This is a genomic window from Streptoverticillium olivoreticuli subsp. olivoreticuli, from assembly GCF_003391135.1.
Classification (GTDB): domain Bacteria; phylum Actinomycetota; class Actinomycetes; order Streptomycetales; family Streptomycetaceae; genus Streptomyces; species Streptomyces blastmyceticus.
Genome location: NZ_CP031455.1, coordinates 5,102,740 through 5,117,252 on the forward strand (window position 1 = coordinate 5,102,740; position 14,513 = coordinate 5,117,252).

At 71.5% G+C, this 14,513-nt stretch carries 16 protein-coding genes; 12 read left to right on the forward strand and 4 right to left on the reverse strand.

Going from position 1 to position 14,513, the window contains the following annotated elements:
- The first annotated feature begins 152 nt into the window (after positions 1–152).
- The 4 genes from rpsF to rplI all read left to right on the forward strand — a co-directional run bounded on the left by rpsF (position 153) and on the right by rplI (position 1,895).
- Positions 153–443 carry a 30S ribosomal protein S6 gene (gene rpsF, locus DXZ73_RS22375; RefSeq protein WP_058045341.1) on the forward strand — a complete coding sequence of 97 codons (291 nt, stop codon included), beginning with the start codon at positions 153–155 and terminating at the stop codon, positions 441–443.
- 81 nt (positions 444–524) lie between these two features.
- Positions 525–1,118: a single-stranded DNA-binding protein gene (locus tag DXZ73_RS22380; protein ID WP_116212869.1), complete on the forward strand. Its 594-nt coding sequence runs from the start codon at positions 525–527 to the stop codon at positions 1,116–1,118.
- A 75-nt stretch (positions 1,119–1,193) separates the two neighbouring features.
- Positions 1,194–1,430 (forward strand): 30S ribosomal protein S18, encoded by a 237-nt coding sequence (gene rpsR / locus DXZ73_RS22385; protein ID WP_004950692.1) that lies wholly within the window; start codon positions 1,194–1,196, stop codon positions 1,428–1,430.
- A gap of 18 nt (positions 1,431–1,448) precedes the next feature.
- Positions 1,449–1,895 (forward strand): 50S ribosomal protein L9, encoded by a 447-nt coding sequence (rplI, locus tag DXZ73_RS22390; RefSeq protein ID WP_102918483.1) that lies wholly within the window; start codon positions 1,449–1,451, stop codon positions 1,893–1,895.
- Positions 1,896–1,991: 96 nt separating this feature from the next.
- On the opposite strand, the gene DXZ73_RS22395 is transcribed toward rplI, so the two are convergent.
- Positions 1,992–3,332 carry an MATE family efflux transporter gene (locus DXZ73_RS22395; RefSeq protein WP_116212870.1) on the reverse strand — a complete coding sequence of 447 codons (1,341 nt, stop codon included), beginning with the start codon at positions 3,330–3,332 and terminating at the stop codon, positions 1,992–1,994.
- Between the two features lie 469 nt (positions 3,333–3,801).
- On the opposite strand from DXZ73_RS22395, the gene dnaB reads away from it, so the two are divergent.
- Positions 3,802–5,298: a replicative DNA helicase gene (dnaB, locus tag DXZ73_RS22405; RefSeq protein WP_116212871.1), complete on the forward strand. Its 1,497-nt coding sequence runs from the start codon at positions 3,802–3,804 to the stop codon at positions 5,296–5,298.
- 32 nt (positions 5,299–5,330) lie between these two features.
- Here the strand turns inward: dnaB and trxA are convergent, their stop codons facing one another.
- Both trxA and DXZ73_RS22415 read right to left on the reverse strand, forming a co-directional pair.
- Positions 5,331–5,699, reverse strand: a complete 369-nt coding sequence (trxA, locus tag DXZ73_RS22410) for a thioredoxin (protein WP_116212872.1) — start codon at positions 5,697–5,699, stop codon at positions 5,331–5,333.
- The gene (locus tag DXZ73_RS22415; protein WP_116215770.1) at positions 5,696–6,145 is read right to left on the reverse strand and encodes a MerR family transcriptional regulator; all 450 of its coding nucleotides are present in this window, start codon (positions 6,143–6,145) and stop codon (positions 5,696–5,698) included. Before DXZ73_RS22415 ends, trxA begins: the two co-directional genes overlap by 4 nt.
- Before the next feature lie 73 nt (positions 6,146–6,218).
- On the opposite strand from DXZ73_RS22415, the gene DXZ73_RS22420 reads away from it, so the two are divergent.
- The 3 genes from DXZ73_RS22420 (at position 6,219) to DXZ73_RS22430 (ending at position 9,761) form a co-directional block, all read left to right on the forward strand.
- Positions 6,219–7,616 (forward strand): serine hydrolase domain-containing protein, encoded by a 1,398-nt coding sequence (locus DXZ73_RS22420; protein ID WP_425315855.1) that lies wholly within the window; start codon positions 6,219–6,221, stop codon positions 7,614–7,616.
- Positions 7,617–7,706: 90 nt separating this feature from the next.
- Complete coding sequence (locus DXZ73_RS22425; protein ID WP_116212873.1) at positions 7,707–8,834, forward strand: pyridoxal-phosphate-dependent aminotransferase family protein; 1,128 nt, start codon at positions 7,707–7,709, stop codon at positions 8,832–8,834.
- A 180-nt stretch (positions 8,835–9,014) separates the two neighbouring features.
- Entirely contained in the window at positions 9,015–9,761 is a 747-nt protein-coding gene (locus DXZ73_RS22430) for a TetR/AcrR family transcriptional regulator (protein ID WP_116212874.1), read from the forward strand.
- A gap of 74 nt (positions 9,762–9,835) precedes the next feature.
- On the opposite strand, the gene DXZ73_RS22435 is transcribed toward DXZ73_RS22430, so the two are convergent.
- Positions 9,836–10,297, reverse strand: a complete 462-nt coding sequence (locus DXZ73_RS22435; RefSeq protein ID WP_116212875.1) for a MarR family winged helix-turn-helix transcriptional regulator — start codon at positions 10,295–10,297, stop codon at positions 9,836–9,838.
- A gap of 230 nt (positions 10,298–10,527) precedes the next feature.
- Here DXZ73_RS22435 and DXZ73_RS22440 point away from each other — a divergent pair, with 230 nt between their 5' ends.
- The 4 genes from DXZ73_RS22440 (at position 10,528) to DXZ73_RS22455 (ending at position 14,478) form a co-directional block, all read left to right on the forward strand.
- Positions 10,528–11,760, forward strand: coding sequence for an MFS transporter (locus DXZ73_RS22440; RefSeq protein WP_116212876.1), 1,233 nt, complete (start codon positions 10,528–10,530; stop codon positions 11,758–11,760).
- A gap of 12 nt (positions 11,761–11,772) precedes the next feature.
- Complete coding sequence (locus DXZ73_RS22445; protein WP_116212877.1) at positions 11,773–12,207, forward strand: GlcG/HbpS family heme-binding protein; 435 nt, start codon at positions 11,773–11,775, stop codon at positions 12,205–12,207.
- A 191-nt stretch (positions 12,208–12,398) separates the two neighbouring features.
- Positions 12,399–13,793: an FtsW/RodA/SpoVE family cell cycle protein gene (locus DXZ73_RS22450; RefSeq protein ID WP_116212878.1), complete on the forward strand. Its 1,395-nt coding sequence runs from the start codon at positions 12,399–12,401 to the stop codon at positions 13,791–13,793.
- A 28-nt stretch (positions 13,794–13,821) separates the two neighbouring features.
- A complete protein-coding gene (locus DXZ73_RS22455) occupies positions 13,822–14,478 on the forward strand; it encodes an HAD family hydrolase (RefSeq protein WP_116212879.1) in 657 nt (218 codons plus the stop codon).
- Positions 14,479–14,513: the final 35 nt, after the last annotated feature.

The window sequence follows — 14,513 nt, forward strand, 5'->3', positions numbered from 1 at the left end:
ACCGGTGTCTGCCCAGACCCAGCTTCGGTCCCAGGGGCGACCCAGGGACTCTCCGCTGATTGTCAGTGTCGGCCGATACCGTTGCTTACGCATCACGACCCTCCTGCCACGGAACGACCGTGGCCGCTGAGTCCAAAGGAGGTGGGTTCCACATGCGTCACTACGAGGTGATGGTCATCCTCGACCCCGATCTCGAGGAGCGCGCTGTCTCCCCGCTGATCGAGAACTTCCTCTCCGTCGTCCGTGAGGGCAACGGAAAGGTCGAGAAGGTCGACACCTGGGGCCGTCGTCGTCTGTCGTACGAGATCAAGAAGAAGCCCGAGGGCATCTACTCGGTCATCGACCTGCAGGCCACGCCTGCGGTCGTCAAGGAGCTCGACCGCCAGATGAACCTGAACGAGTCGGTCCTCCGGACCAAGGTCCTCCGTCCCGAGACCCACTGAACCCCAGCGGTTCAGAGGTAATCGGGCTGCATCGCAACGAGTAGCAAGCAGCCAGCAGCACACCCGCCGAGAGGTTCATCCATGGCAGGCGAGACCGTCATCACGGTCGTCGGCAATCTCGTCGACGACCCCGAGCTGCGCTTCACCCCGTCCGGTGCGGCGGTCGCGAAGTTCCGCGTCGCGTCCACTCCCCGCACCTTCGACCGCCAGACCAACGAGTGGAAGGACGGCGAAAGCCTCTTCCTCACGTGCTCGGTGTGGCGGCAGGCGGCGGAGAACGTCGCCGAGTCGCTCCAGCGAGGCATGCGCGTCATCGTGCAGGGCCGGCTGAAGCAGCGGTCCTACGAGGACCGCGAGGGCGTCAAGCGCACGGTCTACGAGCTCGACGTCGAAGAGGTCGGCGCCAGCCTGAAGAACGCCACGGCGAAGGTCACCAAGACCTCGGGTCGCGGTGGCCAGCAGGGTGGTGGCTTTGGCGGCGGCGGTGGCGGCCAGCAGGGCGGCGGCTGGGGCAACGGCCCCGCCGGCGGCCAGCAGGGTGGCGGCGGGGCTCCCGCCGACGACCCGTGGGCGACCAGCGCTCCGTCCGGCGGCCAGCAGGGCGGCGGCGGAGGCGGCTGGGGCGGCGGCTCCGGCAACTCCGGCGGCGGCTACTCGGACGAGCCGCCCTTCTAGGCCCTTCGTGGGCCCGGGCCCGCAAGGGTCCGAGGGCGAAGCACCACAACTTCTTGATCACACAGGAGAGAGACAATGGCGAAGCCGCCTCCGCGCAAGCCTAAGAAGAAGGTCTGCGCGTTCTGCAAGGACAAGACCGCTTACGTGGACTACAAGGACACGAACATGCTGCGGAAGTTCATTTCCGACCGCGGCAAGATCCGTGCCCGCCGCGTGACCGGCAACTGCACTCAGCACCAGCGTGACGTCGCCACGGCCGTGAAGAACAGCCGTGAGATGGCGCTGCTGCCCTACACCTCGTCCGCGCGATAAGGGAAGGGTGACCGAAAAATGAAGATCATCCTCACCCACGAGGTCTCCGGCCTCGGCACCGCCGGTGACGTCGTCGACGTCAAGGACGGCTACGCCCGCAACTACCTGGTCCCGCGTGGTTTCGCGATCCGCTGGACCAAGGGTGGCGAGCAGGACGTGGCGCAGATCCGTCGCGGTCGCAAGATCCGCGAGATCGCCACGATCGAGCAGGCCAACGAGGTCAAGGGTCAGCTGGAGGGCACCAAGGTGCGCCTGGCGACCCGTGCCGGCGACGCCGGCCGCCTGTTCGGCTCCGTGACCCCCGCCGACATCGCTGCGGCGATCGAGGCTTCGGGTGGCCCGAAGGTCGACAAGCGCCGTGTCGAGGTGGGCTCGCCCATCAAGACGCTGGGCTCGCACCAGATCTCCGTGCGCCTGCACGCCGATGTCGTTGCCAAGCTCGGCATCGAGGTCGTCGCTGCCTGATCGCCTCGCGATCGGTAGCGTGAGAAGGGCCGCACCCCTCGGGGTGCGGCCCTTCCGCCGTTTCCGGGCATCGGAAGCCCGGGCCCGCCCGTGCCGTCAGGCCCGTACCGCGCCGGTGACGATCCAGCGGCCGGAGCGGGTGCGGAGCCACAGGCTCAGCATGCGCACCGTCATCATCAGAGTCATCGCCCACCACAGGGCCGTGAGCCCGCCGCCGAGCGTGGGCACCAGCAGCGCGACGGGCGCGAAGACCGCGAGGACCACCAGCATCGCCCAGGCGAGGTAGGGGCCGTCCCCTGCGCCCATCAGCACGCCGTCCAGGATGAAGACGACGCCCGCGATCGGCTGGCCGAGCGCCACGATCAAGAGGGTGGGCAGCAGGGCGTCCCGCACGGTGGCGTCGGAGGTGAACAGGGGGATGAAGAGCGGCCGCGCGGCCACCACCAGCACCCCCAGCACCACTCCTGACGCGATCCCCCACTGCACCATGCGCCGGCAGGCCGCGCGGGCCCCGGCGGCGTCCCCGGCGCCGAGGTAGCGCCCGATGATCGCCTGTCCGGCGATGGCGATGGCGTCCAGGGCGAAGGCGAGCAGGCTCCACAGGGTCAGCACGATCTGGTGCGCGGCTATCTCGGCGTCACCGAGCCGGGCCGCGACCGCGGTGGCGATCATGAGGACGGCCCGCAGCGAGAGCGTGCGGACCAGCAGGGGCACTCCGGCCTGGGCGCAGGCCCTGATGCCGGCGGCGTCGGGGCGGAGCGAGGCGCCGTGCCGTCGCGCGCCCCGGACGACCACGGTGAGATAGGCGGCGGCCATGCCGCACTGGGCGATGACCGTGCCCCAGGCGGAGCCCGCGATGCCGAGCCCGGCGCCGTAGACGAGGCCCAGGTTGAGGGCGGCGTTGGCGGCGAAGCCGCCGATGGCGACGTACAGCGGCGTACGGGTGTCCTGGAGGCCGCGCAGGACGCCGGTGGCGGCGAGCACCACGAGCATGGCGGGTATCCCGAGCGCGCTGATCCGCAGATAGGTGGTGGCGTACGGGGCGGCGGTCGGTGAGGCGCCGAAGAGCTCGACGACCGGGCGCGCCGCGGGGAGCGTCACGGCTATGACGGCGGCGCCGATGAGGAGGGCGAGCCAGATGCCGTCCATGCCCTGGCGGATGGCGGCCTGGAGGTCACCGGCGCCGACGCGGCGGGCGACGGCGGCGGTGGTGGCGTAGGCGAGGAAGACGAAGACGCTGACGGCGGTGGTGAGCAGGGCCGCGGCGACCCCGAGCCCGGCGAGCTGGGGGGTGCCGAGGTGGCCGACGATGGCGCTGTCGGCCATGACGAAGAGGGGCTCCGCGACGAGTGCGCCGAAGGCGGGGACGGCCAGCGAGACGATCTCGCGGTCGTGGCTGCGGGCGCTGTGCGGTCCTCGCGCGGGGGCCTTGGTCATGCTCTCAACCTAATCTTCCACAGGTAATCACTGCAAGCCATCAGTGACCCTTACATTCAACGCGCTGCGGCGATCTTCTCTGCGTCGTTTGTCGCGATCTTGCGCCGAGCGGGAAAGTTTTTCTCCTCAACAGCCGGTGGATGGGGAAAGTGCAGGTCAGATGGGTGCGGAGGGGGTGATTGTGTGTTTGTCCACAGCGCTTTCCCCCGTGCCGTACACAGGATCCGGGGGGTTCTCCACAGGATGGGGGCCATCATCCACATGCCCTGTGGATAACCAGATTGGCTGACGGTGCCCGCGGGCCTACCGTGGACCGGCGCCCGGCGCCTGTTCCGGCTCCGAAGACCTTACGAGATCGACACGAACTCGATGCACATGAACCGGAGTCGGGCGTCTTATTTGTCAGAGCCGTGCCGTAAGAAAGAACAGCACGGCGAGGTCCGCACTGCGGACGGGAGGAGGTGGCGGGGTGAGCATCCCCGAGCCCATGGACGACCCCTGGGCGGACGCCGGCCCCGGCGACCGGCTCCCCGTCTCCCGCCCCCGCCGAGGCGACGGCCAGACCCGTGGTGAGCGGCACGACCGCGGTGGCGACGACGGCGGTTCCTGGGACCGCGGTGGATCCTCCCAGGGGGCGCAGGGCTTCGAGCGCGTTCCCCCGCAGGACCTCGACGCCGAGCAGTCCGTGCTCGGCGGCATGCTGCTCTCCAAGGACGCCATCGCCGATGTCGTCGAGGTGCTCAAGGGCATCGACTTCTACCGCCCGGCGCACGAGACGATCTTCCAGGCCGTTCTCGACCTCTACGCCAAGGGCGAGCCCGCCGACCCGATCACCGTGGCCGCGGAGCTCACCAAGCGCGGCGAGATCACCCGAGTCGGCGGCGCCGCGTATCTCCACACCCTGGTCCAGTCCGTCCCCACCGCGGCCAACGCGGAGTACTACGCCGAGATCGTCCACGAGCGCGCCGTGCTGCGCCGGCTGGTCGAGGCGGGCACGCGCATCACGCAGATGGGATACGCGGCCGACGGCGACGTCGACGACATCGTCAACAACGCCCAGGCGGAGATCTACGCCGTCACCGAGCAGCGCACCAGCGAGGACTACCTGCCGCTCGGCGACATCATGGAGGGCGCCCTCGACGAGATCGAGGCCATCGGTTCGCGCAGCGGCCAGATGTCCGGCGTCCCCACCGGCTTCACCGACCTCGACGCGCTGACCAACGGCCTGCACCCCGGCCAGATGATCGTCATCGCCGCCCGTCCCGCCATGGGCAAGTCGACACTCGCGCTGGACTTCGCCCGCGCCTGCTCGATCAAGCACAACATGCCGAGCGTGATCTTCTCGCTCGAAATGGGCCGCAACGAGATCGCGATGCGCCTGCTGTCCGCCGAGGCGCGGGTGGCGCTGCACCACATGCGCTCCGGCTCCATGACCGACGAGGACTGGACGCGCCTCGCCCGCCGGATGCCCGACGTCTCGGCCGCGCCGCTCTACATCGACGACTCCCCGAACCTGTCGATGATGGAGATCCGCGCCAAGTGCCGCCGCCTCAAGCAGCGCGCCGACATCAAGCTCGTGATCATCGACTATCTCCAGCTGATGCAGTCCGGCGGCGCCAAGCGCGCCGAGAGCCGCCAGCAGGAGGTCTCGGACATGTCCCGAAACCTCAAGCTGCTGGCCAAGGAGCTCGAACTGCCGGTCATCGCGCTGTCCCAGCTGAACCGTGGCCCCGAGCAGCGCACGGACAAGAAGCCGATGGTCTCCGACCTCCGTGAGTCCGGCTCCATCGAGCAGGACGCCGACATGGTCATCCTGCTGCACCGCGAGGACGCGTACGAGAAGGAGTCGCCCCGCGCGGGCGAGGCCGACATCATCGTCGGCAAGCACCGAAACGGTCCGACGGCCACGATCACGGTGGCCTTCCAGGGCCACTACTCCCGCTTTGTCGACATGGCCCAGACGTGACGCGGGAGTTGTAGGTCACCGGGGCCGTCGCCTCATTCGGGCGCGATCCAGGGGAGTTCGGGCGCGAGGTCCTGGCGGAGGCGGCGCAGGGGGCGGGCGCCGACCACGGAGCGCACCGGGGTTCCGGCGCGGAAGAGCAGGAGGGTCGGCATGGAGAGGACGCCGTACGTCGCCTGCGTCCGCGGGTTGCTGTCCACGTCGAGCTGAACGATCTTGATGCGGCCCGCCTCCTGCCGGGCCAGCTCGGCGAGGACGGGCGTGATCATGCGGCAGGGCGCGCACCAGGCCGCGGTGAAGTCGACGAGTGCGGGCAGCTCCGAGGCGAGCACTTCGGTGGCGAACGTGGCGTCGGTGACGGAGGGGATGTGCGTGGTGGACAGGGAACCTGTGCCGGTCGTCATGGTGTGCTGAGCTCCTCTTCGATGTCGGGCGGGGCGAGCGCGCAGAGCGGGGGCGGGCCTCCCGGGACCTCCGCCGCGGCCTTCAGCGCGGCGGTCTCCCGTTCGGCGCGGGCGAGTTGGGCGCCGACCTCCGCCCGTACGCGCCGCAGGTGCCCGATGCAGTCGTCGAGCTCCGCCAGTTTGCGGCGGTAGACCTCCAGCGAGGCCGGGCAGGAGTCGCCCGCCGGGTGGCCCGCGCGCAGACAGTCCACGAACGGCCGGGTCTCCTCCAGGCCGAACCCGAAGTCCTGGAGGACGCGGATCTGGCGCAGGAGGCGCAGGTCGTCCTCGTCGTACGTGCGGTAGCCGTTGCCGGCCCGGCGGGCGGGCAGGAGACCCAGCGACTCGTAGTGCCGCAGGGTGCGAGTGGTGGTGCCCGCCTGTTGGGCCAGTTCCCCGATGCGCATGAACACGACCGTAGACGTTGACGTGGACGTCAAGGCCAGGCCGCGGCGTGGCCCGTATGGGTAGGGTGCGGACATGACCGCATCGTACGAAGTGTCCATGGATGGTCCCCAGTTCACCGAGTTGCTCCCCGCCACCCGGCGGGCCCTGCTGCACCTGGTCGCCACCGCGCAGTCGGAGGGACGTACGCCCTCATTGGTGGGAGCGGTGATGCGGGAAGGGCGCATGGTGTGGTCGGCGGGGCGGGGGGAGATCGCCGGGGCGGTGCCCGGACCCGATGCGCAGTACCGCATCGGCTCGATCACCAAGTCCCTGGTCGCGGTCCTGGTCATGCGGCTGTACGAGGAGGGGCTCGTCGATCTCGACGCCCCGCTCGACACCTATCTCGACACCCCGGCGGCCGGCGGGGCCACCGTCGCGCAGCTCATGTCCCACACCTCCGGCCTGGCCGCTGAGGCGCGCGGACCCTGGTGGGAGCGCACGGACGGCGCGCTGCGCCCCGAGCTCGCCGACATCTTCGGCGAGCGCCCCCAGCGGCACCCGGCCGGCCGGCTCTACCACTACTCCAACCCGGGTTACGCGCTGCTCGGCGCGCTCGTGGAGCGGCTGCGCGGGGAGCCCTGGGGGGAGGCGCTGCGCCGCGAGGTGCTGGCGCCGCTCGGCATGGACCGTACGACGCTCGAGCCCGAGACGCCGTGCGCGGAGGGCTGGGCCGTGCACCCCTGGGCGGACGCGCTCCTTCCGGAACCGGCCGTGGACACCGGGCGGATGGCACCCGCCGGGCAGGTGTGGTCGACGGCGGAGGACCTGTGCAGATTCGCCGCGTTCCTGCTGGACGGTGACGAACGCGTGCTCGGCCCGGAGGCCGTCGCGAGGATGCGGGTGCCGGAGTCCGGGCCGCAGGATCCGGGCTGGACGTCCGGCTACGGCCTCGGCCTGCAGCTGGTCCGCCGGAACGGCCGCACGCTGATCGGTCACACGGGATCGCTGCCCGGCTTCGTGGCGACGCTGTGGGCGAGCCCGGAGGAGTCGCTGGCCGGGGTCGTCCTGACCAACCGCACCTCCTGCCCGGTGGTCGATCCCGTGGCCGCGGACCTGGTGGAGGCGGTCGCGAGCCGCGAGCCGCGGATCCCCCGGCCCTGGCGCCCGCTCGGCGAGGTGGACAGCGCGCTGCTGGAGCTGACCGGGCCCTGGTACTGGGGCGCCGCGCCGTTCGCCCTGCGCCTGCGCGCCGGGCGGGGGCTGGAGCTGACCCCGCTCTCCGGCACGGGCCGCAGTTCGCGCTTCCGCGCGGAGGGCGAGGACACCTGGACCGGGCTCGACGCGTACTACGCGGGGGAGACGCTGACAGTCGTGCGGACCGCGGAGGGCGCGGTGAGCCACCTCGACGTCGGCACCTTCGTGCTCACCCGCGAACCGTACGAGCAGGGCGACGCGGTGCCCGGCGGGGTCGGGAAGGCCGCCTGGCGGTAGGGCGGGGGCGTCGCGCGGGGCGCGGACGTAGGGTCGGGGAGAGATTGGCGGGCGCCGGCACGCGGCGCGATACCACCCTGGAAGGCCACCGTGACTGCGAACACCGCACCGGTCCTGCTCGACCTCGAACCGCTCGGCGCCGCGCACTTCGCGCGCGTCGAGGACAAGGTCGCCGCACTGATGCGCACGCGCGAGAGCGTCGTCGCGATGCAGGGCGAGGCGCTGCTGCCCCTGGAGGCGTGCATCCGCTCCGCCGTGCGCCCCGGCAGCACCGCGCTGAACATCATCACGGGCCCGTACGGGGAGACGTTCGGCGGCTGGCTGCGCTCCTGCGGCGCCGAGGTGATCACGGTGACGGCGCCGTTCAGCGGCGCGGTCGGCCCGGAGCAGGTGGCCGAGGCGCTGCGCGCGCACCCGGAGATCGACTTCGTCAGCCTGGTGCACGCCGAGGCGGCCACCGGCAACACCAACCCGGTCGCCGCGATCGGGGCCGTCGTGCGGGAGCACGGCGCCCTGCTGATGCTGGACGCGGTGGCGTCCGTCGCCGCGGAGCCGCTGCTCACGGACGAGTGGGGCGTCGACCTGTGCGTCATCGGCGGGCAGAAGGCGATGGCGGGCCCGGCGGGTGTGTCGGCCGTGTCGGTCAGCGCCCGCGCGTGGGAGCGGATCGCGGCCAACGAGCAGGCCCCGCGCCGCTCGTACCTCTCCCTCCTGGACTGGAAGGAGCGTTGGATCGACGGGGGGCGTACGGCGCTTCCGCACGCCCCCGCGCAGTTGGAGATGCTCGCCCTGGAGCAGGCGGTGGACCGGATCGAAGCGGCCGGCCTGGACACCGTGATCGCCCGGCACCGGGCCGCCGCCGCGGCCACCCGCGCGGGTGTGCGGGCGCTGGGCGCCCTCTCCCCGTACGTCACGCGTGACGAGGACGCCGCCCCCGCCGCGACGACCCTGCGCGCCCCCGACGGCGTCGACGCCCGGGAGGTCGTCGCGGCGGCGCTGGCCGCCGACCGGACCGTGCCCGTACAGGCGGCGGCCGGGGCGCTCGCCAAGGAGATGATCCGCGTGAACCACTACGGCCTCGCCGCGGACCGTGCCGTCGTCCTGGCCTCCCTGTCGGCGCTCGCCGCCGGGCTGCGGGCGCTGGGTATCACGGCCGGTGGGACGGACGAGGCGCTGGAGGCCGTGGGTGCGGCCTGGGACGCGGTGCTCGAGGGCTGACGCCCCATAGCCCGGCCCTCCGAGGCAGCGGGAGCCGCTGTCGGTGCGTTATGCACCGGCAGTGGCCCTTTTTTATGCTTTCGTCCCGTTTTTGATTGCTGCCGCACCTCGCTCATCCGCCCGGATAGAATCGGAACGCTCGGCCCGTTTTGGTTTTCCGCCCCTCCGGAGGTTTCCCGCATGTCGCGACGCTGGAACACGGCGGCACCGGTGCCCGCCCCGGCGGCCCTCCGCGCAGATGCCCGCCGCAACAGGGCACTCATCCTCGATGCGGCCCGATCGGCCTTCGAGGAACGGGGGTTGGGGGTTCCGCTCGGGGAGATCGCGCGTCGCGCGGGCGTCGGCACGGGCACGGTCCACCGTCATTTCCCTTCCAAGGAAGCGCTGTTCAGGGCCACGGTCGTGGACCGGATACGGCTTTTCACCGATACGGCACGGGAGTTGGCGGACGCACCCGATCCCGGAGCGGTGTTCTTCCGCTACCTGGCGGCGGTGGTGCGGCTCTCGGCGCGGAACAGAGCGCTCCTGGAGGCGCTGGAGGCGAGCGCCGAGGGTCTTTTCGAGCCGACCCCGGGTGTGGAGAAGGGCTTCCAGGAGGCGCTGGGCGTACTGCTGACGCGTGCTCAGAAAGCGGGCGCAGTAAGGAAGGACGTCGAGGTCGAGGACGTCGTCACGCTGCTCTTCGGGTGCCTGTCCATGGAGCGTCGGCGGGGGCCGGCGGGGGCGCCCGGGAGGATGACGGCGCTGATGTGCGACAGCCTCCGGCCGGGCCGGAACGTAACGAAACTTCCCGCCATCCCGGCCGGGCGTGACGAAACGGCCTGTGCGGTGTGCGGGGAGCCGGTGGCGGTGGCCCGTACGGGGCGGCGGGCTCGGTACTGCGGTGGGGCGTGCCGGCAGAAGGCGCATCGCTTGCGCGCGCGTTAGTTGAGGCTGTCCGCTTCGGGGGTCTGAGGGTTTCCCCCGGTCGGGGAAGGGACGGGCAGGGGAGAGCCCCGCCGTCACCCCACCGGAGCCAGTGACTCCACGGCCGCCACCAGCGGCGCCAGCTCCGCCCGCTTGGACGCCTCGTCCAGCGCCTCCCGCAGTGCCGTGTCGTTCGTCGGCCGCGCCTCCGCGAGCAGTGCCAGACCGGCCTCCGTCACATCCGTGTAGATGCCCCGGCGATCCGTGAGGCAGAGGTAGCGCGTCAGCAGACCGCGGTCCTCCAGGCGGTTGACCAGGCGTGTCGTCGCGCTCTGGCTGAGGACGACGGAGTCGGCGACCTCGTTCATGCGCAGGTGGCCGCCCTCGCCGTTGTGCTGGCGGCTGAGCACGTCGAGGACGCCGAACTCGCGCACGCTCAGGTCGTGCCGGGACTGCAGGGCGCGCTCGATGTGGGCCTCGATCCGGCCGTGGAGCGCGGAGAGCGCGCACCAGCCCTGTGCCAGTCCGAGCAGAGCGGGGTCCGGGGTGCGGGACATGGGGCGGGCCCTCCTTCGCATGCGGAGTCTTCGTGACGGGCGCCACGTACTGGGAGCACGCACGGACGTACATGCCGTACGTCCCGGGCCCGTACGGACAGGATAGCCCTCCGGCGCAATAGCCCGCGTTTGCAAGTAACCCGCGTCTGCAATTATTGTGGACGCTCGTAAGGCTCGCCTGCAATCAGTCCTCGCGGCCGTCCCCCACCCCCTTTGCTGAAGGACCCGTCATGCCCCTCGCCCTGCTGGCGCTCGCCATCGGCGCCTTCGGGATCGGCACCACCGAATTCGTGACCTCCGGGCTGCTCCCCGAGATCGCGGACGAGTTCGGCGTGTCCATCCCCACCGCCGGATACCTGACCACCGGCTATGCGCTCGGCGTCGTCGTGGGCGCCCCGATCCTCGCGATCATCGGCAGCCGCGTGCCCCGCAAGCGGATGCTGATGGCCCTGATGGGGCTGTTCATCGCGGGCAACGCGCTCTCCGCCGCCTCCCCCGTCTTCGCCCTGATGCTCGCCGGGCGGATCGTCGCCTCGCTCGCGCACGGCGCGTTCTTCGGCATCGGCGCGATCGTCGCCGCCGGGCTCGTCGCCCCGCAGAAGAAGGCGGGCGCGATCGCGATGATGTTCACCGGCCTGACCGTGGCCAACGTGGTCGGTGTGCCGCTGGGCACCGTGGTCGGCCAGAACGCGGGCTGGCGCCTCACCTTCTTCCTCATCGCCGGGCTCGGCGTGCTCGCGGTGCTCGGCATCGCCGCGCTCGTGCCCCGGCTGCCCGAGGAGCCGCGCGCCGGGCGGTCGCGCGTCGGCGGCGAACTCGCCGCCTTCCGCAACCCCCAGGTCCTGCTCGCCATGGGGATGACCGTGCTCGGCTTCGGCGGCGTCTTCACCATGAACACCTACCTCGCGCCGATGATGACCGACGTCACGGGCTACGCGCCGTCCTCCGTGACCTGGCTGCTCGTCCTCTTCGGCCTCGGCATGGTCGTCGGCAACCTCGTCGGCGGGCGGTACGCGGACCGTGCGCTGATGCCCCTGCTGTACGTCTCCCTGAGCGCGCTCGCGACCGTGCTCGCGCTGATGCCGTTCGCCGCGCACGACAAGGTCGCCGCCGCCGTCGCCATCCCCCTGATCGGGGCCTTCGGTTTCGCGTCCGTACCCCCGCTGCAGAAGCGCGTACTCGACCAGACCGCCGACGCGCCGACCCTCGCCTCCGCCGTCAACATCGGCGCCTTCAACCTGGGCAACGCCATCGCCGCCTGGCTCGGCGGGCTCGTCATCACGGCGGGCTTCGACTACGCCGCCCCCACCTGGGTCGGCGCCGTGATGGCCGCCTCCGCGCTCGCCCTGGCCGTGCTCTCCGCCGTCCTGGAGCGGCGCACGGACGGGGGCGGCAGCCGGATCACGGCGCGGTCCGCCGCACCGTCCTCTCCCACCACCGAAGCACCGTACGCATCCCGCTAGGAGCACCACGTCATGACCGACACCACTTCCACCCCCGTCCTCCCGCTCACCACGGACGAAGCGGAGGCCCTCATTGCCGCCGCCCGCCGTGCCGCCGACGAGCAGGGCGTACGGATCGCCGTCAGCGTCCTCGACGCGGGCGGCCACCTGCTGGCCTTCCGCCGCGACGACCGGGCGGTGCTGATCGCGGGGGAGACGAGCACCCGCAAGGCGTTCACCGCGGTGCAGCTGGACGCGCCGACCGCCGATCTGGTCGAGGCGGTGCAGCCGGGCGGGCTCTTCCACACGCTGCCGACCGCGCTCGACCGGCCGCTGCTCTTCATCGCCGGCGGGGTGCCCCTGCACCGTGCCGGGCGGCTGATCGGCGCGATCGGTGTGGGCGGCGGTGCGCCGGACCAGGACCACGGCATCGCGGCCACCGCGATCGCGGCGGTGCTGGGCGGCTGACCGGGTGCCGGGGCTCCTGCAGGGGTCCCGGCCCGCGTTCGATCAAGGGCACGGCGGAGGTGCGTGACATAGCCCTCTTCAAAGGTTGCGTAATCACGCAACCTTTTCCCGTACCGTTCCCCTCCTTGGAGTAGGAGAAGTGCGGTCACCCGTCGAAAGAGGCGGGGACCGTCCGAGCCGAGGGGGACAGGATGAGCGCTGGGGCAAGGGCCTCGGCCCGCACGGCGCGCAGCCGGAACGCGGAGTTGCTGCTGCTGGGTGCGGGAGTGCTGCTGACGTTGTTCGGCTATGCCTCGGTGGGGCTGGCCACGACCGGTGAGCTGCCCGGTGAGCTGCTCGGCTACGCCGTCGGCCTGGTGGCCGCCGCCGCGCTGGCGCACTTCGCGGTGCGCCGCTTCGCCCCGCACGCCGATCCGCTGATCCTGCCGCTCGCCTTCGCGCTGAGCGGCCTGGGCCTGGTGCTGATCCACCGGCTCGACATCTCGTACGCCATTCGCTACCACTCGCCGCCGGCCGCGTCGAACCAGGTGATGTGGAGCGCCATCGGACTGGCCGTCCTGCTGGCCGTCCTGGTGTTCCTGAAGGATCACCGCCACCTCCAGCGGTACGCGTACGTCACCGTCTTCACCGCCCTGGTGCTGCTGATGGCGCCGGCGTTCTTCCCCGGCGACTCCTACGGCGCGAAGCGGTGGATCCGGCTGGGGGCGCTGTCCTTCCAGCCCGGCGAGTTCGTCAGGATCGCCATCGCGGTGTTCTTCGCCGGGTATCTCACCATGCACAAGGACGCGCTCGCGCTGGCCAGCAGGCGGGTGCTGGGCTTCTATCTGCCCCGCGGGCGGCAGTTCGGGCCGATCGCCGCGGTGTGGGTGCTGAGCCTGCTCGTGCTGATCTTCGAGCGGGACCTCGGCACGTCGCTGATCTTCTTCGGGCTGTTCGTCATCATGCTCTACGCCGCGACCGAGCGGCCCAGCTGGGTGGTGTCGGGCATGGGCATGTTCGCCGTCGGAGCGTTCGTCGTGGGCTCCATGGAGCCGCACGTGCACGGGCGCATCGTCGCCTGGCTGCACCCCATGGACTACTACCTCCCGCACCCGCCGGCCGGTCTCACCTCCCCGCAGGCGGCGGAGGCGCTCTTCAGCTTCGGCAGCGGGGGCGTCCTCGGCACCGGACTCGGACGCGGCCACTCCGATCTCATCGGCTTCGCCGGGCGCAGCGACTTCATCCTCACCACCGTCGGCGAGGAGCTGGGGCTCGCGGGCATGATGGCCGTGTTCCTGCTGTACGCGCTGCTGATCGAGCGCGGTCTGCGGACGGCCCTGGACGCCCGGGACCCCTTCGGCAAGCTCCTGGCGACCGGCCTCGCCGGTGCGCTGGCCCTGCAGGTCTTCGTGGTCGCGGGCGGCGTCACCGGGCTGCTGCCGCTGACCGGCAAGGCCCTGCCCTTCCTCGCCGCGGGCGGTTCCTCGCAGGTGGCGAACTGGGTGCTCATCGCCGTGCTCCTGAAGATCAGCGATTCGGCGCGCAGGCCGCCGCCCGAGCCCGCCGCCGACCTGGACGAGCAGGCCACCCAGCTGATCAGGCGCTGAGGCACCGCGCCGCCTACCCTCGGACACCGTGACCAGACTGCATCTGTTCGATATGGACGGGACCCTGATGCGCGGGTCCGCGGCGGCCGTCGAGATATCCCGGCAGCTCGGCCTGGAGCGCGAGACCGGCGAGCTGGAGCGGGCCTTCGCCGCCCGGGAGCTGACCCCTCCGCGCTTCGCCGCCCTGGCGTGCGAGCTGTGGAGCGGACTCACCGAGGAGCACATCGCCGCCGCCTTCGACGGCGCGCCCTGGATGGAGGGCATCCGGGAGGTGTGGGCGGACATCCGGGCCCGTGGCGAGCGGTGCGCGGTGATCTCGCTGTCGCCCGGCTTCTTCGTGGAGCGCCTGCTGGACTGGGGCGCGGACGCAGCCCACGGCTCCCGCTGGCCGGCGGTCCCCTTCCGTGACCCCGTCGACCCGGCGGCGATCCTCGACGCGCACGCGAAGGTGCGGATCGCGGACGAGCTCTGCGCGCGCTACGGGCTGGGCCGGGCGGACTGCGTGGCGTACGGCGACTCGATGTCGGACGCGGAGCTGTTCGCTGCGGTGCGGGTGTCGGTGGCGGTGAACGCCGACCACCACGTGCGCGACGTGGCGGCGCACGCGTACACGGGCACGGACCTCAGGGCGGCCTACGAACTGGTGCGGAGCCCCGGGGCGGCGGCCGGAATCGGGTCAGCCTAGCCTCAACCGTCCGAGCCTTACCGGGAGTTCTCGCT